Genomic DNA, 18,212 nt, shown 5'->3' with positions numbered 1-18,212 from the left:
AAAAATAATCATTTCTTGTCTTTTTTAGGATAACCAAACTTCACTTAATCTTAGGCACAATCTCGTTATTTTCTACCACAAACGCCACGCTGTCATTCTCTTTAACTTTATCCTCTAAAATGAGTTCAGCGAGCTTGTCTTCTACCATTTCATAGAGCGCGCGCTTCAAAGGTCTAGCGCCATAAAATCTGTCAAATCCCACTTCAGCGATCAATTCTTTTGCCTTTTCGTCTAGGGTTATATTAATGCCCCTTTCAAGCGCTTTTTTTTGAATGTTTTCAAAGAGAATCCCCACGATGTTAATGACAGCATGACTATCTAGGGCGTTAAAGGAGATGATTTCATCTAAGCGGTTTAAAAATTCCGGCTTGAAGAATTGCCTCAAGCTTTCTTTAATCGCTTTTTGTTTCTCGGCTTCGCTCAAACTTTCTTCTAAAAGCGCGCCACTAGCCACATTGCTGGTTAAAATCAAAATCGTGTTTTTGAAATCCACCCTCACGCCCTTACTATCGGTTAAATGCCCTTCATCTAAAACCTGCAACAAGAGGTTAAACACATCTGGATGGGCTTTTTCCACTTCATCTAACAGCACCACGCTATAGGGTTTTCTGCGCACCGCTTCGGTCAATTGCCCGCCTTCTTCATAGCCCACATACCCAGGAGCGGCTCCAATAAGACGGCTTATGGCATGCTTTTCTAGGTATTCGCTCATGTCAATTCTTATCAGATTTTTATCGCTATCAAACAAGAATTGCGCCAAAGCTTTAGCGCTCTCGGTTTTACCCACGCCTGTTGGCCCTAAAAAGAGGAAACTCCCTATGGGCTTGTTGCTATCGCTTAGGCCGGCCTTATTCCTTTTAATCGCTTTAGCGATCGCTTTAAGTGCTTTTTCTTGCCCCACCACTCTTTTTTGCAATTCGCTTTCAATGTTTAAAACCCTGTTTTTTTCGCTCTGAAGCATTTTTTGGACCGGGATATGCGTCCATTGGCTCACGATCTCAGCGATGTTGTTTTCGGTTAAAGCGTTTTGCAATAACGCCCCATTTTGTTGCATCGCTTCCCATTTGTGCTGCAATTCTTCTTCTTTCTTTTTATTTTCAGGGATTTTAGAGTATTCAATTTCAGCCGCTTGCTGGAAATCCCCATTGCGTTTAAACCTCTCAGCCTCTTTTTTCAAGCTTTCCATTTCCATTTTCAAGCGTGAAATTTCTTTAAACACTTCTTTCTCGTTTTCAAATTGCGCTTCTAATTGGATTTTTTCTTCTTTCAAATCGCTCAATTCTTTAAGGATTTCTTGCATGCGTTTGGCATTGCTCTCTTTTTTTTCCATCTCAAGGGCTTGTTTTTCCATTTCTAGTCTTTGAATGGAGCGCTTAACGCTAGAGAGTTTGGCCGGCTCTGATTCCATTTGCATTTTTAATTGAGCCGCCCCCTCATCAATCAAATCAATCGCTTTATCGGGTAAAAACCTATCGGTGATATAACGGCTAGAGAGTTTAGTGCTCGCTATGAGCGCGGAGTCATTGATGGTGATATTATGGTGCGTTTCTAAAGTTTCTTTCAACCCCCTTAAAATCTGTAAAGCTTCATTGATGCTAGGCTCATTGAGTAAAATGGGTTGGAAACGCCTTTGTAGCGCCATGTCTTTTTCAAAATACTTGCGGTATTCTTTTAAAGTGGTCGCTCCAATCGTGTGCAATTCCCCCCTAGCGAGCGCAGGCTTTAAAATATTAGCCGCATCCATGCCCCCCTCACTAGCCCCAGCCCCCACAATCGTGTGGATTTCATCAATGAATAAAATCACATTCGCGCTTTTTTTAACTTCTTCAATCACCTTTTTCAGGCGCTCTTCAAACTCGCCTCTGTATTTCGCCCCAGCCACCAATAAACTTAAATCTAAAGCGATAACTCGTTTGTTTAAAAGCGTTTTAGGCACTTCCTTATTCACAATGCGTTGGGCTAACCCTTCCACAACCGCCGTTTTCCCCACTCCAGGCTCACCCAGTAAAATAGGGTTATTTTTTGTTTTTCTTATCAAAATTTGCATCATGCGAATGATTTCTTCATCTCTTCCGATCACCGGATCCAGCTTATTTTCTAGGGCTTTTTGCGTCAAATCAATGCCAAATTTTTCTAAACTTTCCAAATTGGAATCGTCGTTTTTATCCTGGATAGTCTTGCCTTTTCTTAAAGATTCTAAAGTTTTTTGCAATTCCTTAGTGTCTAAATAAGGTTTTAGAACGCTTTCAAAAAGGCTCATATTCGCCAAAAGATACACATCGGTAGCGATGAAAGAATCGCCCCTTTTAGCCATCAAGCCTTGAGCGTTTTCTAAACTTTCTATTAGAGCTTGGTTTAATTGGATATTTTGCTTGCTGATTTGTGAAACTTTAGCAAACTTATTCAACTCGCTTTGAACGCTAAGTTTTAAAGCTTCAATATCCACAGGCATTTTTTGTAAGGCCTGAATGAGAATGCCTTGGGAATTATTAAGCATGGCAAAAAGCATGTGCATGGGCGTTACTTCAGCGTTTTTATGGTGTAAGGCTAAAGCGAGCGCGCTGTCTAAAGCCTCATGCAACTGGTCAGTCATCTTTTCAAATAAATTCATTATCAATCCTTTTTGAGTTTTAAAATCTTTACTATTTTACACTATTTTAACCCTCAAAGGTTTTTAAAACGCTCACACTAATGACAAACTCTCTAAAATACGCTTTTTAGACAGCTCGCAATATTCTTTTTCAATCTCTAAACCCACGCTAAAACGCCCTAAGGCGTTGGCCTCTAAAATAGTCGTGCCAGATCCGCTAAAAGGATCAAAAATCGTGTCTTCCAAAAAAGAAAACAATTGGATGCAACGCCTGGGTAATTCCCTTGGGAATGGGGCTGGGTGTTTTAAGCGCTTTTTGGATTCGCCGCTAAAATTCCATAGCCCGTTCGTGTAGAGTAAAAATTCCTCTTTGCTTATCGTAGAAGTTTGTTTTTTTCGTTTGTATTCGTTTTTATAAAAAACAACGATCAACTCCACAGGAGCGATCGCATAAGGCGCGCTAGCTTGCAGCCAACTCCCCCAAGCGGTGCGTCTTGAAATATTGCTTTCATTCCAAATGATCGTATTTTGGTATTTCCAACCGCATTCTCTAGCTATGGCAATCATATCAGCCCCCAAACTTTGCTTGCCATGTTTATTCGTATCTAAAGGGACATTCAAGCACAATCTCGCCTGTTCCTTACCCCAAAAATAACAATTTTTAAGCCAATTTTTACACCAATTCAAATAATCATCATAAGCCCTAAAATCATCACTCCCTTGGTATTCAATACTCAAATTATAGGGCGGTGAAGTGATGCACAAATCATAAAAACCTTTTTCAAAAGTCTCTAAAACGCTCGCATCGCCATGGTATAAATCCAATTTTTCCAAACTGAAATAAGGTTTCATAAAAGCCTTTTTAAATCTTCTAATAAATTTTCTATGCCCTTAATTTTAGAACTTTGATCAAAATGGCTTTTGGCTAAATAAAGGCCATCTAATTCATGCTCCATGACGATCCTAGCCTTTTTAGGCTTGTCTTTAAAGCTGATTTCATCATCGTTATCCGGCGTTATCATGAAAACTTTAATGTGAGAAGTTACAGGCGATTGCAAAAGCTTTAATTTCCAGTAAGGCGTTTCTGTGAAACGCTCTCTAAACGAATTTTTTACCGATAAAATCGCTAGGATTTTGATACTATCGGTTTGATAAAGAATAATATCTGGCAAAACGCTATACTCTCCAAAATGCACCAATAAAGCCCGTTTGACTTTATCCAGCTCGCCATTAATGCGCTTAGCCCTTAAGATTTTATCGTTCGTCATTTTGACATTGTTTTTAATACAAAAATCTTTTAATAAAAGTTCTATGATTTTTTCTAACGCTCTTCCAACCGCACTGACAAAGCCTTGTCTGGCTAAAATGCTGGCTTCTTCCTTGCTTTTATTTCGCTTCATATAATCGCTAATCTTACTATTCAAAAAGCGTTCTTTTTCTTGTGCGTAAAAAACCTGCAAAAACTTGTAAGGCTCAGGTTGCTCTCTCATAAAATCTTTAAAACGCTCTAAAATAATATCGGCTAAACCCAATTCAAACACCTTAATCAACAGAAATCCATCAAATTATAATACAAAACTTTTTGATAATGGCTGGTGTTTTAAAATCCCTTTGGCTCTATATAAGGGATTAAAGAGAAGAGTTATTTCAAAATACCCTCTATCCTCTTAAGAGTTTTGCCATAGAATAAGTCTAAAACGATAAAACAAAGTTTTAAGAAGCAAATTTTTTAAAAACAAACACCAATATTCACTAACCGCACTAATCGCTTAAAGTCATAAGTCTTGATAGTGATTTTCAAACCCCTACACCCTATCCACGCTCAAAATTTCAGCGCTCGCTCTGGCTTTTTCATTATTCAATTCAATTTTATCGCCCCTTTTTAATGCCTCTAGTTCTACCGCTTGATTATTTTTGCTCACCAACGCCCCGAATTGGGGTAATTTCAAATGCGCATGAGCGAGTTTAAGGGCGTTTTCTAGCCTGTTTAAACGCTCTGTTTTAGTTTGTAAAAAAGGGCTTGTCAATGCTTGAATAGAGATTTTTTCTAAAAGCGTTTTTTTAAAGCGTAAAAATTCTAGGGTTTTATTTTCTAAAGCGATTGTTAATTTCTCTAGTTTTAAAGCGTTTAAATGGTGTTTGTTTTCAAAACTCAATCGTTTTAAAGAGTCTGCTAAATGCTCTAAATGCGCCTTTTTTTGGTAGAGCAAAGTTTTAAACGAGCGGTGCAATTTCACATTAAACCCATCAAGTCTTTGCAACCATTCATCGCTGCTGGGGAGTAAGATCTCCATCGCGTTTGAAGGCGTAGAAGCCCTTAAATCCGCCACCAAATCGCTCAATAAAAAATCGCTCTCATGCCCAATAGCTGACATGCTGAAAGTTTTAGCCAAATACAGAGCATCAGCGATTTTTTCATCATTGAAAGAATACAAATCCTCCATGCTCCCCCCACCCCTAGCCACTACAATCGCATCAAAAGCGTTTTTTGTGTCATGAAAACTATCCGCATAAGCGATGCTCTCCACCACGCTTTGAACGCAGCCCTCCCCTTGCATTAAAGTGTTGATGCAGGCTAATTCACACATCGGCCATCGTTTGGAAGCGATCTTTTTCATGTCCGCCCAAGCGGCTGAATTTTGAGAAGTGATGACTGCCACTCGTTTAGGAAAATGCGGTTTGGGTAATTTATTTTCTTTATCAAAATAGCCTTTAAGGCGTAATTTTTCTTTCAATTGCTCTAAAGCTAAAGTTAATGAACCTATCTCTTTAGGCTCTATTTCAAAGCAATTGATTTGATAATCCCCCCTTGGAACATACACGCTAATACCCCCAAAAACAACCACTTCCTGCCCTTCTTTTAAAGCGAATTTGAGCCTGTTAGCGTTCCCTTTAAACAGCACGCATTTAATAACCGACTGGCTGTCTTTGAGCGAAAAATACGCATGGCCGCTCACCTTATGGATAGTCAAATTACTCACTTCCCCTTGAACCCTAACTTGCAAAAAAGTCGCTTCTAAAAGGGCTTTGATTTGCGCGTTGATTTCGCTCACGCTCAATATATCCATTAGCTCCCCCTTTTATAGCAAACGAGTGATGTCATTGAAAAGCCCTAAAAACATGACAAAAACCAAAAACCCCACCCCCGCTAGCCACAACGCATTTTGTATGGGCGTTGGCAAAGCGATCTTAAAAATATTTTTAAAAACAACCCCTAGCATTTGCGCCCCATCTAAGGCGGGGATGGGCAGTAAGTTTAAAATCCCTAAATTGATAGACAAAAACGCCCCAAACAACAAAAGCATGCTCAAGCTATTGGCATGGCTTAACGCTCCCACAATGCCTATTACCCCGCTCAATTCCTTAACTGAAGTGCTCCCTGTAATCAAACGCCTTAAAGAATCCCCAATCAAAACAACGCCCTCTTTAAACCGACTCAAGGCTTGCTCAAACGCCTGAAACAAGGAATAAGAGACAACGCCTGTTTTTTGCATGTCCGGCTTGATGCCTATCGCTTTATACCGGATCATTTCATTAGGATCGTTAGAATCGCTTATTACCGCTACGATTTTGGGGGTCAGTCGTTTTTCTAAAATCTGATTGTTCCGCTCTATTTCTAAAATTAACTCGCCTCTAGCGCACGCCACTACGCTTCTAATCTCTCCAAAACTCGCTATTTTTTGATGGTTGATAGAAAGGATTTTATCCCCCTTTAACAGCCCGGCTTCTAGTGCGTTTTTGTCTAAACCGCCAATGATTGGCAGTAAGACTTTTTCCCCGCTCAATGCCAGAAAAAAATACACTAAAATCGCAAAAAGAAAATTAAAAAACGCCCCCCCAAATAGTATCCATAGCTTTTGAAAAGGGCTTTTTTGCGCGTAGCTATCATTTGCTTGATGAGTTTTATTTTCTTCATTTTCTTCTTTGTCCATGCCCTTTAATTTCACATAGCCCCCAAGCGGGATCAAAGACAAAGCGAATTGCGTGCCAAAAAGCTTAAAAAAACAGAGTTTTTTACCAAAACCAATGCTAAAAACTTCTACTTTGACCCCACAAAGCCTAGCGATAGTGAAATGCCCTAACTCATGGACAAAGATTAAAAACGCCAGCGTTAAAATCGCTACAATTAACATTATACCCCTTTAGATGCAGACTCTTGCGCGTTTGGTTCTTTCATATTAGGTTCTTTTATGGCTGGTTCTTTTATGGTTGGCGCATTAGGGGGCGTGGGCGTTAGGGGAGGCTCTGTGGTTTTTTGGTTTTCTTGATTTTCTTTTGGGGGTTTTTGCCATAATTCCGTCAAAGCCGCCGCTTTTTTAGGATCCATTTTGGCTAGAATTTTGCCTAATTCTTGGGGCTTTAACGCCATTAAAATTTCTAAGGCATTTTTGGTGGGCAAATTTTCTAAAATCAAAGCCGATTTGGAATCTTTCATTTTAGAATAAGTCTCGCCAATCTTACTTTCTTTAGCTTGCTTGATTTCTCTTAAAATATCCTCATTTTCTTCTATCAAATTTTCAAGGCGTTTTTTTTCTGCAGCTTGCAAGCTTTTAAAGGCTTCTTCTTTAGCGGTTAGATTTTTTAGTTTTTCTTCCACTTCTTTTTCTTTTTGGTTTAACAATTCGCTTTTTTCTTCCAAAAGGCGAGCGTTTTCGGTTTGCAAGATCCTTAAAGACTGCTCTTTCTCGCTCAATTGGCGCAAATCGTCTTTCAGTTCCGCTTTTTTAGATTCAAAAATCGCAGAGCATTGCAACAATTCTTGCGCGGCTTCTTCGCTAAAAAGCGCTTGCAAAACAAAGCCTGTGAGTAAGATTTTACGCATGCAAACCCTCTTTTTGCCAGTGTAAGATCATGGCGTTTTCATCTAAAAGAGCCTGCTCTTTTTTCTCCATGATTTCTTTTTCTTTTTGTTTTTCTTTTTCTAAAATGATTTTAGCTTTTTCTAATTCTTGGTTGGCCAAAAGATAGTCTTTTTCTAAGATTTTTAAACTTTCGTGCAAAATTTCGCATTCTTGTTGGTAACGCTCTATCTCCATCCTTAAAGCGCTTTTTAATTGTTGGGTTTGCAAAAAAAGGATCATTCCCCCCAAATTAGGGTTTTTAAACGCGCTCAAATCCATTTGTTTGTTTAAAATTTGTTGTTCATTTTGTTGCAACTCCAGGCGTTTGTTTTGAAGCTTTTGCTCTATTTTTTCTAACGCAAGAGTCTTTAATTGCACCAACACAGAAGCGAATTTTTTCATAGAAAAATCGTGTCTTCTCTTTCAGGGCTTGTAGAAATAAGGCCAATTTTCACCCCCACTTCTTCTTCAATAAAACGGATATACTCTCTAGCGTTTGGCTCTAAATCCTCTAATTTTCTCACGCCAACGCTTTTTTCCCAGCCCTTAAAAGTTTGATAAATCGGCACGCAATCTTTCAAATCGCTAGGGAAAGCCTCTAATTTTTCGCCTTTTCTTTCATAAGCCACGCACACCTTAATCGCATCAATCCCGTCTAAAACATCTAATTTCATTAAAGCTAATTGCGTGCAACCATTCAAAGCGCAAGCGTATTTTAAAGCCACCAAATCCAGCCAACCGCAACGCCTTGGGCGTTTGGTTGTCGTGCCAAACTCCGCACCCTTAATCCTTAAATGATCCCCCATAGGCGTAAGATCTTCGCTAGGGAAAGGCCCGTTCCCTACACGAGTGCAATAAGCTTTTGTGATGCCTATAATCTCACTGATCGCTTTAGGGTTTAAGCCGGTGCTCACGCATGCACTCGCGCTCGTGGTGTTAGAGCTTGTTACAAAAGGGTAAGTCCCTAAATCAATGTCTAAAAGCGTGCCTTGCGCCCCTTCTAGTAAGATTTTTTCGCCCTTTTGATTGGCTTTTATTAGCATGCTGGTCGTGTCTTTGATAAAGGGGCGGATTTTTGGGGTGTATTGTTTAAAATACTCCCTCAAATCTTTTTCATAAGCTTCATTCAAATCATACGCTTCTTTAAAAGGCTCAATGGCTTTGAAATGCACTTTTAATTTTTCTTCTAAAATTTTATCATCCAACAAATCCCCCATTCTGATCCCGCTCCTTGCCATTTTATCCTCATAGCAAGGGCCTATGCCTCTTTTAGTCGTGCCGATGTTTTGAGATTTTTCTTTAAAAGCGTCTTTTTGCACATGATAGGGCAAGATCACATGGGCTCTGTCGCTGACAAACAAACGATTTTCTAAATTTTCAAACGCATTGATTTCTTCGCACAAATCCTTAACGCTCACGACCACCGCGCTAGAAATGATATTCTTGCATTGTGGGTATAGCACCCCTGAGGGCATTAAATGCAAAGAATGCTTAACCCCCTTATGCACGATGGTATGCCCTGCGTTATGCCCGCCTTGATAGCGCACCACAAAGTCATAATCTTTAGCGATTCTATCCACAATTTTTCCCTTCCCCTCATCTCCCCACTGGATCCCCACAACGACATCTGCCATAAAATTACCCTTAAAATAAAGTAGATTAGATTGTTTAAAAGCTTGTTAGAATACCAAAAAAAAGTAAAAAAGCCCCTTTAAACTCTAAAAATACCTTTTTAAAGAGTTTAAAAACCTATCGTGTAATTGATATAGAACGCATACAAACGCCTATAATCCACATCAGCCCCATTCGCCCTCAAATACCTTTGATTGATCGCTGGGATCTTCACGCCAAACTCCATTCCATGCTGAATGCTTTGAGACGCACTCAAAAACCGGCGGTGCATGGTGCTGGCAAAATGAGCCCTTAAGCCCAAATTAAACAAAAATTGGAAATTCGTGGGAGTGGGGTATTCTTTAAACGAGTTTTCAATTTGACCTCTTAAAGAGCTATCCCAAGTGTTACCCGCTATTTGAATGCCCCCAAACACCCCCACATTCAAGGACTGATCGCTAAAAACCCTTCTAAAGATATTCCATAAAAAGTCCGTGCCAGCGCCATAAGTAAAGATGTTCGCTTTAACAGCGCTATTAAGACTGCCCAATTGCGTAAAGCCATAATCAAAGAAAGCATAATACCGTAAGCCTATATTCCTCTTGTTCCCAAAAAATTGCTTATAGCCCATTTGAATGCCAAAGCCATTAATAACCCCATGCTGAGAGCTTTTGCCCGGCCCAAACTGGGGCAAGTAAGGCTCATCGTAATTGTTTAGCATTCCTCCTAGCTGTTTGAGATTCTCTTGGTAAGTAGCGATTCGATCCGAGATGGTTTTCACATCCTTTTGAAGCATGGCCCCTGCACCACCGCTCTTATTCAAGCTTTCTGCGATCTGGCCTAGCTTTGCTGAAGAAGTGTTATTAAAAAGCTGCATTTGGGCTAAGAGCCCTTTTAAAAACACCGAATTACTATCCAGATTCACTCTTGTAAGCGCGTTTAAAAGCGCCACACTCTCCGTAGCTAAGAGACTGAATTCATTTTGAGAACCATAGAGAACTTTTATAATTCCTACATATTCAGGAACGACTCCATTATTACTGCCATTCTCACTATTATTAACCAAGTTATACAACACATTACTCAAATACACTTGCAAGGCTTGAACGCTATAAGCGTTTTTATTCGCTTCAAAGCGTTGCTCAATTTGGGGGAGTATTTTTTTAAACTGGGTTAACTCTGCGTTGTTGTTGCCAACAGTTGTATTAGTATTGACAATTTGATTGCCTATCCCTAAAAGAGCGTCCATGGTCGTGTTTGTCGCTAAGGCTAAAAGCCCATTACCCCCTGCCATACCCACGCCCACTTGGCGGAAATCATCAATGACATTATTCCTTAGGGTGCTGCCTTTGTTATTGATGTTTTGTTGCGCACCGCCGATTTGATAGCCCACTCCCATGTAAAAGCCATCGTCTTCAGCTAACGCCACGCTTAAGGGAAGGCTAAAAAGCAGAGCGGTTTTCAAAAGCCCTTTTTTGAGCGCGTGGTATTGACTATAACCTTTTTTCATTTTTATATTCTTTATCTCTTTTGTATTGGTATTTTTCATCAAGAGCCTTCCTTAAAAACCGACTGAATAGCCCACATAGAAGCTAAAATTCCTCATATAGCTCGCGCTTGAGCCTTGGGTTGCAAAATATTTATGAGCGACAACAGGGATTTTCACCCCAAATTCTATCCCTTGGTCTAGCCTGTGCTTATTGAAATTGGTTTTTGCAAAGTTGGTGCGCACGCCCAAATCAAACAAGAACTGGAACGAACTGGACTTGACATCAGGCCTTTGCCCGCTCAACAAGTTCGTTACATTAGTACTCCAAGTTTGCCCTGCAATTTGAGCGCCAAAGAAAAGGCCGATTGTAGTCCTTTCCCTCCTTCTGGAGCGTTCATACACGTTGTATAAAAAATCCGTTCCTACCCCATAAGTAACAAGATTCGCTCCCACTTTTAAATTCGTATCGCCAAAATTCGCATAGCCATAATCCAAAAACCCGTAATACCTTAAGCCAACATTTTTCTTATGGGTGAAAAATTGTTTATAGCCCATCTTAGCCCCAAAGCCGTTCATGCTCGCTGACTGATAATCTTTGAGCGAAAAGAGGTTAGGGATATAAGAAATCTTATAAAGAGAACTAGCCGAAGATTCAAACTGACCCAAGCTCGCGTTAATGATGTTTATGACTCTATCTAGCCCTTTCTTATAGATAAGCTGATTCCCACTAAAACAAGACGATGCACCGCTGCAGATATTTTTTTCAATAAAACTCCCCAACCTCAAAGTCTCACGATCCAAAGAAATCCCGCTCTTAATCAAAGCGTTAAGCTCGCTAACCGTAGAGTTAGCCCCTATCAAGCCCGTTTGCGAAGAAAAATTTTGCATGCCTGTGGCAATATCGCCCACACTCACGCCGTTATACGATCCATTAGTCCCGCCCGCGCCTAAAAGCATGACTTTCATGATGTTTTGGTATAGCTGTTCGTTATTGTTTTGTTGGATTTTACTCAAATCCACTTGCCCTAAAGCTAAAACGATGTTTTGAGCCACTAAGAGCATGCTATCCGTAATGCCGATTTGTTCTTTCCCTACATCCACCACCAAAGGCTTAATGACACCTTCTGAAGCGTATTGTTGGGATAGATCTAATAGTTTTCCTAAAATCCCTAGAGATTGCTCTAAATTGACTAAAGCTTGGTTTGGTTGTCCGTTTGGTTGCGATGGTTGCGCTTGTGAGCTGTTTTTCAGGCTTTCACTCAAAAGAGTTTTTGTTTTATTCCCTAAAATATCCAAGTAGTAGGATAAGGGAATGGCAGAAGTTTGCAACCTCACAGCCCCATCTCTAATGAGTTGCTTTAATTCTTGCGCTTGGGTAAAGCCTGGATTTTTCAATTCCTGTCTGGCCAAACTCGTCTGGTAATCAATGACAAAAAACGCCCCATCTTCTTCAGCGTTACACAAAGACATGCTCGCCAGCAAGGAAAGAGCGATCGTTTTTTTAAAGGAGTGGTTTTTCAAAAATATCCTTTTTGCTTTGGTAGGTAAGTGATTTTACTTAATCTATAAAAGAAACTCTCTAATTTTAAGATAATCATTCTTAATTTGCTATTAAGTGTTTCAAAAAAAGCATCAAATTGACATCTTTTGAGCAAAATGTTATAATGCTCGCTTAATTTTATTTGGGGTGTTAGCTCAGTTGGGAGAGCGCAACGCTGGCAGCGTTGAGGTCAGGGGTTCGAACCCCCTACACTCCACCATTATTACGCTTATTCTCTTTCTTGATTGATCAAACCCGTTTTCTTGCTAGCATTACCCATAATTAATTATAATCTTAGAAATTGTTTTTCATCAAGGGAGTTTGAGCGTGAGCAGTTTGTTTAAAATGCGCATTCTGAGTTTTAAAAAGAATAAGCGGGCGGTGTTTTCACTCTATCTTTTTATCGCTTTATTAGCGCTTTCTCTTTTAGCCCCTTTGTGGGTGAATGATCGCCCTTTATTCATCTATAAAGATAATAAAGCGTATTTCCCCATGTTCAAAAACTATGCGGAAGTGGAGTTTGGAGGCGATTTTTTCACCCCTACGGATTATAACGATCCTTATGTGAAAAACACGCTTTTAAAAGACGCTTTCATTATCCATGCGCTCATCCCTTATAGCTACGATACGATCATTATGGATTTAGACTCGCCTGCCCCCACCCCCCCAAGCTTCAAACACCTTTTAGGCACAGACGATCAAGCCAGAGATGTGTTAGCCAGACTGGTTTATGGCTATCGTGTTTCGTTAGTGTTTGGGATTTTACTCACCCTTTTTAGCGTTCTTATTGGCGTGAGTTTGGGAGCGTTTCAGGGGTATTATGGAGGGTTAATGGATTTAGTGGGGCAAAGGTTGAGCGAGATCTGGAGCGCGATCCCTATGCTTTTTTTACTCATTGTGATTTCTAGCGCGTTTAATTCTAATTTCTGGATCATTTTATTTTTAGTCTTGCTCTTTAGCTGGATGGGGCTTTCTCAAGTTGTGCGCACGGAGTTTTTAAAAGCAAGGAATATGGACTACACCAAAGCCGCTAGAGCGCTTGGGGTGAATGATTTAAAAATCATTTTCTACCATGTTTTACCCAACGCTTTAGTAGCGACAATCACTTATGTGCCGTTTTTAATGGCGGCTAGCATTTCTACTTTAGTGTCTTTGGATTTCTTGGGTTTTGGCATGCCTATAGGGAGCGCGAGTTTGGGCGAATTGGTCAATCAAGGGAAAGATAACCTCACCACGCCTCATTTAGCCATCGTTGCGTTTGTAGCCATTAGCCTGTTGCTTTCTGTTTTGGTGTTCATTGGCGAAGGGGTGCGCGATGCTTTCAACGCCAACATGCTCAAATAAGGGGGTTGCATGCTAGAAATCAAAAACTTGAACTGCGTTTTAAACGCGCATTTTTCGCTCCAAAACATCAATATTTCGTTAAATCCTAGCGAAAGGGTGGCGATCGTGGGCGAGAGCGGGAGCGGGAAAAGCTCTATCGCTAATATCATCATGCGTTTAAACCCCAGATTCAAGCCTCATAATGGCGGAGTGTTGTTTGAAACAACCGACCTTTTAAAAGAAAGCGAAGAATTTATGCAACATTTAAGGGGAAATATTATCGCTTACATCGCTCAAGACCCCCTATCCAGCCTAAATCCCTTGCATAAAATCGGCAAGCAAATGAGTGAAGCCTATTTTTTACACCATAAAAACGCTTCTAAAACGCTCCTTAAAGAAAAAGTTTTAAACGCCATGAAACAAGTCCAATTAGACGAAAAATTTTTGGATCGTTACCCTTATGAATTGAGCGGAGGGCAGTGCCAAAGGGTGTGTATCGCTATGGGCATTATTAATGCGCCCAAACTGCTCATTTGCGATGAGCCTACCACCGCATTAGATGCGCAAATCCAAAACCAGATTTTAGACTTGCTCAAGCAATTGAGCGTGGAAAAAAACATCGCCCTTTTATTCATTAGCCATGATTTAAAGGCGGTTAAACGCTTGGCTGATAGGGTTTATGTGCTAAAAAAAGGCGAGATCGTAGAAACCAATTTGACTAAAGAGCTTTTTAATGACCCTAAGCACGAATATTCAAAACTCTTGATTCAAGCTTCAAACTTGCCCGCTAAAAATTTAAAAGCGCTAGACGAGACGCTTTTAGAAGTGAAGGATTTTAGCGTTTATTACTTGCAAAAACGCTTTTTTAGGCCTTCTCTAAAAAAGCCCCTTATCGCATCAGTGAATTTTTCTCTCAAAGCTAAAGAAAACATCGGCATCATTGGCGAAAGCGGGAGCGGGAAAAGCTCTTTAGCGTTGGGGCTTTTAAAACTCGCTTTAAATAGTGGGGAAGAAAAGATTTTAGGCCAAAGCGTGGGGCTTTTAAATTCTAAGGCGTTCAAACCCTACCGCAAGATTTTGCAAATGGTGTTTCAAGATCCTTATGCATCATTAAACCCTCGCCTAAGCATTCAAAGCATTTTGACAGAGGCTTTGCGCTTTGCTTACCCTAAAGCTTCCAAAGAAGAATGGCATTATCTCGCAAAACTTTGTTTAGAATAAGTGTGTTTAAGCCCTGAATTGCTTAACTTTTACGCTTATGAGCTCAGCGGTGGGGAGCGCCAAAGAGTGGCGATCGCTAGAGCGATTGCTTTAAAACCTAAAATCATTCTTTTAGATGAGCCCACTTCTGCTTTAGATAAAAGCATTCAAAAAAGCGTGTTGGAATTGTTGTTGGATTTACAAGAAAAGCAGGATCTGAGCTATTTGTTTATCAGCCATGATTTAGATGTGATCAAAGCGTTTTGCGATAAGGTGTTGGTGGTAAGTGAGGGGAAAGTCGTAGAAATGGGCGCTATTGAAGAGGTGTTTGACAACCCTAAGCACGCTTATACGAAGCGCTTGTTAGAATCTAGGCTTTAAAAAAGCTTTATTTAAAAATTCATGCCTTTAAGCGTTTTTAACCGCTTTTTAATGAATGTTATCTTGGGTGTTATCTTTTGGTGTTTTATAAACAAAACAAAGAAACTTGATAGGGGGCCGTTTTTAAATAAGGGTAGTTGTCAATGAAGAATGAAAAAACCTTGGATTCTTTGGGCAAAATCTTTTCTTTAAAGGTTTTTTCATAGCTTTTTTTGACAAACCATTTAAACGCATGCTCTTCTACAAAATTGTGAGGGTTTTTAAGGACTTCTAGGCGTAAAACGCATTTGTTTAGACTGAATTTGGAATGGTTTTTGACTCCCACTTGCAAAGAAAAGGCGTTGCTATAACTTAAAGGGTTAGCGTGTAAGATGCGTGTTTCTATGGGGTAAATCGCTTGAGTGAGTAAAACCTTCAAAACAAAAGGCATGCTTAAAAACGCGCCAAAAAAAGCTGTTGTTGCTATATAGCTAGCTAAGCAGTTTCTTAAAAGCAGAGCCAAAAGGAGCAAAATCGCGCAAAAAAGGATTAAAACGCCCGCTATTAAAACGCTAATTAAAGTCGCTTGGCTTAAAAATCCCTTAAAAGACTCCAAAAAAGCTTGGATAAAGGCAAGAGACGCCATGCGTTTTTAAGGCTCTTTAGTCTCGGCAATACTAGATTTAACCTTGCTTTTAGTGTCAATCCAAATATTAGGCACAGCCCCACCTGGAGTGAGCATGATTTGAGCGTTATTGTTCGTTTTTAACGCTTCATTAAACTGGCCTTGAACTTCAATTTGGCGCAGTCTTAAAAGCTTGTCGCTCAAGCTTTGCGAAATGCTTAAATTAGCTTGAGATTTTGCCTTAGCCTCAATCACTATCGCATCAGCCACGCCCTGAGCCTTAATCCTGTTAGCGTCCGCTTCCCCTTTAGCTAAAGCGGCTTGTTTTTGAGCTTCTTGCTTGGAGCGCTCCACCTCGTATTTCACCCTTTCTGATTCTTGGCGCGCGATTTGGACTTTTTCAATTTGCTCTTTAATCTTAGCGGGTAAGACGATTTCTCGTAATTGGATAGAGCTTAATTCCACAGGGGTGTTGGGGAGCTTAGAAACTTCTTTATTGATACCGCTATTGATAAGAGCGGCGATTTCATTGCGCTTAATGGGTAAATCTTCAGCCGGGTAGCGCCCCACGACAGAGCGCACCACATCGCGCACCACAGGGTTGATGATTTTTTGCTCCCAAGACAAGCCATAAGTAGCGATCGTTTGGGGGGTGGTTTGGGGGTTTAGGCGGTATTGCACGGTGAGTTCAATAGAAACGGTCAAACCCCTGCTATCCATCACATTAATAGCGTCGTTTCTAAAAATCCCTTGGTTTTTACCCGCCACGCCCATGTCTTCGGTGCGTGAAAAATTGATATTCCTGATCCTTGTATCTACAATGAGAATGTCTTGAATGATAGGCACAAAAAAGTGGATTCCTGGCTGTAAGGGGGTGGGTTCGTATTTCCCGGCGGTGATTTTAATGCCAATTTCTCCTGAGCTGATCACTTCAAAAGGCTTGGCCAAAAAAGCGATAACGCCTAAAAGGACAATGACGATTAAAACCGATAGTTTTTTAGAATTAAAAGAATTAGACGGCGGAATGAAACGCCCCCCATTATTAGGCGTGTTGGGCGTTGGGTTTTCTCTTTGAGGATTTTTCTTTTTTAAATGTTCGTTCAAATCAATGGGCATGAATTTCCTTTTTAAATATTTTAACGGCGTTTGGGTTTTTTAGAATGGTGGTTCGTTTTAGAGTGTCTGTCTTTATGCTGACCCTTTTTGAAAGAACGCGCTTGCTCATGTTGGTGCGTTTTTTTGTTAGAGGGTTTTGGCGTTTTTTCTTTAGGGTTTTGAATCGCATCAATTTCTTGCTGGTTCAAGCCGATTTTGCTGGTTTCAAACTGCAAACTCAAAAGTTTTAAAACCAATTGAGAGGGTTCAAAAATTTCGGTGAGCTGTTCATAAAGGCTAATGATCCCTTCAGACACTTTAGCGTCATGCAAGGTTTTGATGATTTGATTTTCGTTAATGGTGGGGATTTCAAAAAGCTCAATTTCTGAATCAATTTCTTTTTGCATGCGTAAAAGCTCTTTGTATTCTAAAGGCGTAACTAAAGTGATTGCCATGCCTTTTTTGCCCGCTCGCCCGGTTCTGCCAATGCGATGGATGTAGCTTTCAGTGTTTAGGGGCAAGTGGTAATTAAACACATGGCTTACACCGCTAATATCAAGCCCACGGCTCGCCACATCTGTAGCCACCAACACATCAGCGTCATTTTTTTTAAACGCCATGATAGAAGCGCGTCGATCCCTTTGATCCATATCCCCATGCAAGGCGGTGCTTTTGTAATTTTTAGAAACAAGGAACTGGTGCAATTCATCAGCCTCTTTTTTAGTGCGCGTGAAAACAATGCTCTTTTTGGGCGCTTGGGTGTCTAAAAGGCGCATGATCGCTTCAGCCCTCTCATGCTCATTGATCACATAAAAGCGTTGGGTGATGTCAGTGTTAGTGATATTAGAAGGAGCGATATGGATTTTAATAGGGTTTTCTAAAATCTTATCCGCTAGTCTTTTAATCGGCTCTGGCATCGTGGCTGAAAAAAGCAAAATCTGCGCTTCGCTAGGGAGGTAGTCAAAAATCTCTTCAATATCGTCTAAAAACCCCATATCCAGCATTTCATCGCTTTCATCTAAAACGACCACTTTAGGCACAAATTTATGGATGCGCTCGTTCTTTAAATGATCCAACAGCCTTCCTGGTGTAGCGATCATCACTTGGGGGTTTTTCTTAATAAATTCGCATTGTTTTTTAACGCTCTGACCTCCATACACGCACACGGTTTTAGTCCTGGTGTGTTTGCCCAACTTAAAAATCTCATCGCTAATTTGCATGGCTAATTCTCTGGTGGGCGTGATCACTAAGGCCTCTATGGTGTGGTTGTTTTTAAGGTTGTTGATAATGGGCAGAGCGAAAGCGGCGGTTTTTCCTGTGCCTGTTTGGGCTTGCGCAATGACATCTCGACCTTGTAAAACAGCCGGAATGGCCTTTTCTTGAATGGGGCTTGGGGAAGTGAAGCCAGCTTCATAAACGGATTTTAAAACCGATTCTTTTAAGCCCAAATCATTAAAACTCGGCTTATGATAAGCGTCATCATCAATTTCTGTAGGGAGTGGTGGTTGATTCAATTCCATGGGAGATTCATACCTCAA

General features: G+C 40.4%; 14 protein-coding genes, 1 tRNA gene and 1 pseudogene. 3 read left to right on the top strand and 13 right to left on the bottom strand.

Going from position 1 to position 18,212, the window contains the following annotated elements:
• Positions 1-40 precede the first annotated feature (40 nt).
• The 10 genes from EAL49_RS00735 to hopF all read right to left on the bottom strand — a co-directional run bounded on the left by EAL49_RS00735 (position 41) and on the right by hopF (position 12,052).
• Positions 41-2,611, bottom strand: a complete 2,571-nt coding sequence (locus tag EAL49_RS00735; protein WP_120828203.1) for an ATP-dependent Clp protease ATP-binding subunit — start codon at positions 2,609-2,611, stop codon at positions 41-43.
• A 72-nt stretch (positions 2,612-2,683) separates the two neighbouring features.
• On the bottom strand, positions 2,684-3,442 hold the full coding sequence (locus EAL49_RS00730) for a DNA-methyltransferase (RefSeq protein ID WP_120828201.1): 759 nt from the start codon (positions 3,440-3,442) through the stop codon (positions 2,684-2,686).
• Complete coding sequence (locus tag EAL49_RS00725; protein ID WP_162973071.1) at positions 3,439-4,122, bottom strand: BsaWI family type II restriction enzyme; 684 nt, start codon at positions 4,120-4,122, stop codon at positions 3,439-3,441. Before EAL49_RS00725 ends, EAL49_RS00730 begins: the two co-directional genes overlap by 4 nt.
• Positions 4,123-4,395: 273 nt before the next feature.
• Positions 4,396-5,658, bottom strand: coding sequence for an exodeoxyribonuclease VII large subunit (xseA, locus tag EAL49_RS00720; protein WP_120828197.1), 1,263 nt, complete (start codon positions 5,656-5,658; stop codon positions 4,396-4,398).
• 12 nt (positions 5,659-5,670) lie between these two features.
• A complete protein-coding gene (rseP, locus tag EAL49_RS00715; protein ID WP_162973070.1) occupies positions 5,671-6,726 on the bottom strand; it encodes an RIP metalloprotease RseP in 1,056 nt (351 codons plus the stop codon).
• Positions 6,723-7,412, bottom strand: coding sequence for a magnesium transporter MgtE N-terminal domain-containing protein (locus EAL49_RS00710; protein WP_120828193.1), 690 nt, complete (start codon positions 7,410-7,412; stop codon positions 6,723-6,725). Before EAL49_RS00710 ends, rseP begins: the two co-directional genes overlap by 4 nt.
• A complete protein-coding gene (locus EAL49_RS00705; RefSeq protein ID WP_120828191.1) occupies positions 7,405-7,833 on the bottom strand; it encodes a flagellar export protein FliJ in 429 nt (142 codons plus the stop codon). Before EAL49_RS00705 ends, EAL49_RS00710 begins: the two co-directional genes overlap by 8 nt.
• On the bottom strand, positions 7,830-9,065 hold the full coding sequence (purA, locus tag EAL49_RS00700; protein ID WP_120828189.1) for an adenylosuccinate synthase: 1,236 nt from the start codon (positions 9,063-9,065) through the stop codon (positions 7,830-7,832). The genes EAL49_RS00705 and purA overlap by 4 nt, the downstream gene beginning before the upstream one ends.
• A 107-nt stretch (positions 9,066-9,172) precedes the next feature.
• Positions 9,173-10,591 carry a Hop family outer membrane protein HopG gene (gene hopG, locus EAL49_RS00695; protein WP_120828187.1) on the bottom strand — a complete coding sequence of 473 codons (1,419 nt, stop codon included), beginning with the start codon at positions 10,589-10,591 and terminating at the stop codon, positions 9,173-9,175.
• Positions 10,592-10,603: 12 nt separating this feature from the next.
• Complete coding sequence (hopF, locus tag EAL49_RS00690; RefSeq protein WP_120828185.1) at positions 10,604-12,052, bottom strand: Hop family outer membrane protein HopF; 1,449 nt, start codon at positions 12,050-12,052, stop codon at positions 10,604-10,606.
• Positions 12,053-12,215: 163 nt separating this feature from the next.
• On the opposite strand from hopF, the gene EAL49_RS00685 reads away from it, so the two are divergent.
• The 3 genes and pseudogenes from EAL49_RS00685 (at position 12,216) to nikE (ending at position 14,975) form a co-directional block, all read left to right on the top strand.
• Positions 12,216-12,291 (top strand) — tRNA-Ala (locus tag EAL49_RS00685).
• A 101-nt stretch (positions 12,292-12,392) separates the two neighbouring features.
• A complete protein-coding gene (locus EAL49_RS00680; protein WP_000116863.1) occupies positions 12,393-13,415 on the top strand; it encodes an ABC transporter permease in 1,023 nt (340 codons plus the stop codon).
• A 9-nt stretch (positions 13,416-13,424) separates the two neighbouring features.
• Positions 13,425-14,975 (top strand): annotated as a pseudogene (gene nikE / locus EAL49_RS00675) (nickel ABC transporter ATP-binding protein NikE).
• 85 nt (positions 14,976-15,060) lie between these two features.
• Here nikE and EAL49_RS00670 read toward each other — a convergent pair.
• Genes EAL49_RS00670 through EAL49_RS00660 form a run of 3 tightly spaced genes read right to left on the bottom strand, consistent with a single transcriptional unit; the run spans position 15,061 to position 18,194 of the window.
• On the bottom strand, positions 15,061-15,600 hold the full coding sequence (locus EAL49_RS00670; RefSeq protein WP_120828183.1) for a DUF2393 domain-containing protein: 540 nt from the start codon (positions 15,598-15,600) through the stop codon (positions 15,061-15,063).
• Positions 15,601-15,606: 6 nt separating this feature from the next.
• On the bottom strand, positions 15,607-16,695 hold the full coding sequence (locus EAL49_RS00665; protein ID WP_001121047.1) for a prohibitin family protein: 1,089 nt from the start codon (positions 16,693-16,695) through the stop codon (positions 15,607-15,609).
• A gap of 20 nt (positions 16,696-16,715) precedes the next feature.
• Complete coding sequence (locus EAL49_RS00660) at positions 16,716-18,194, bottom strand: DEAD/DEAH box helicase (RefSeq protein WP_120828181.1); 1,479 nt, start codon at positions 18,192-18,194, stop codon at positions 16,716-16,718.
• Between the last annotated feature and the right edge of the window lie 18 nt (positions 18,195-18,212).

This window comes from Helicobacter pylori, assembly GCF_003637665.1.
Classification (GTDB): Bacteria; Campylobacterota; Campylobacteria; order Campylobacterales; family Helicobacteraceae; genus Helicobacter; species Helicobacter pylori_CK.
This window is presented reverse-complemented; position numbering and strand designations above follow the sequence as displayed.

Bases quoted from the DNA above. Each gene is read 5' to 3' on its own strand.
- EAL49_RS00735 (WP_120828203.1), bottom strand. From the start codon at position 2,611: ATGAATTTATTTGAAAAGATGACTGACCAGTTGCATGAGGCTTTAGAC.
- EAL49_RS00730 (WP_120828201.1), bottom strand. From the start codon at position 3,442: ATGAAACCTTATTTCAGTTTGGAAAAATTGGATTTATACCATGGCGAT.
- xseA (WP_120828197.1), bottom strand. From the start codon at position 5,658: ATGGATATATTGAGCGTGAGCGAAATCAACGCGCAAATCAAAGCCCTT.
- EAL49_RS00710 (WP_120828193.1), bottom strand. From the start codon at position 7,412: ATGCGTAAAATCTTACTCACAGGCTTTGTTTTGCAAGCGCTTTTTAGC.
- EAL49_RS00705 (WP_120828191.1), bottom strand. From the start codon at position 7,833: ATGAAAAAATTCGCTTCTGTGTTGGTGCAATTAAAGACTCTTGCGTTA.
- purA (WP_120828189.1), bottom strand. From the start codon at position 9,065: ATGGCAGATGTCGTTGTGGGGATCCAGTGGGGAGATGAGGGGAAGGGA.
- hopG (WP_120828187.1), bottom strand. From the start codon at position 10,591: ATGAAAAATACCAATACAAAAGAGATAAAGAATATAAAAATGAAAAAA.
- EAL49_RS00670 (WP_120828183.1), bottom strand. From the start codon at position 15,600: ATGGCGTCTCTTGCCTTTATCCAAGCTTTTTTGGAGTCTTTTAAGGGA.
- EAL49_RS00665 (WP_001121047.1), bottom strand. From the start codon at position 16,695: ATGCCCATTGATTTGAACGAACATTTAAAAAAGAAAAATCCTCAAAGA.
- EAL49_RS00660 (WP_120828181.1), bottom strand. From the start codon at position 18,194: ATGGAATTGAATCAACCACCACTCCCTACAGAAATTGATGATGACGCT.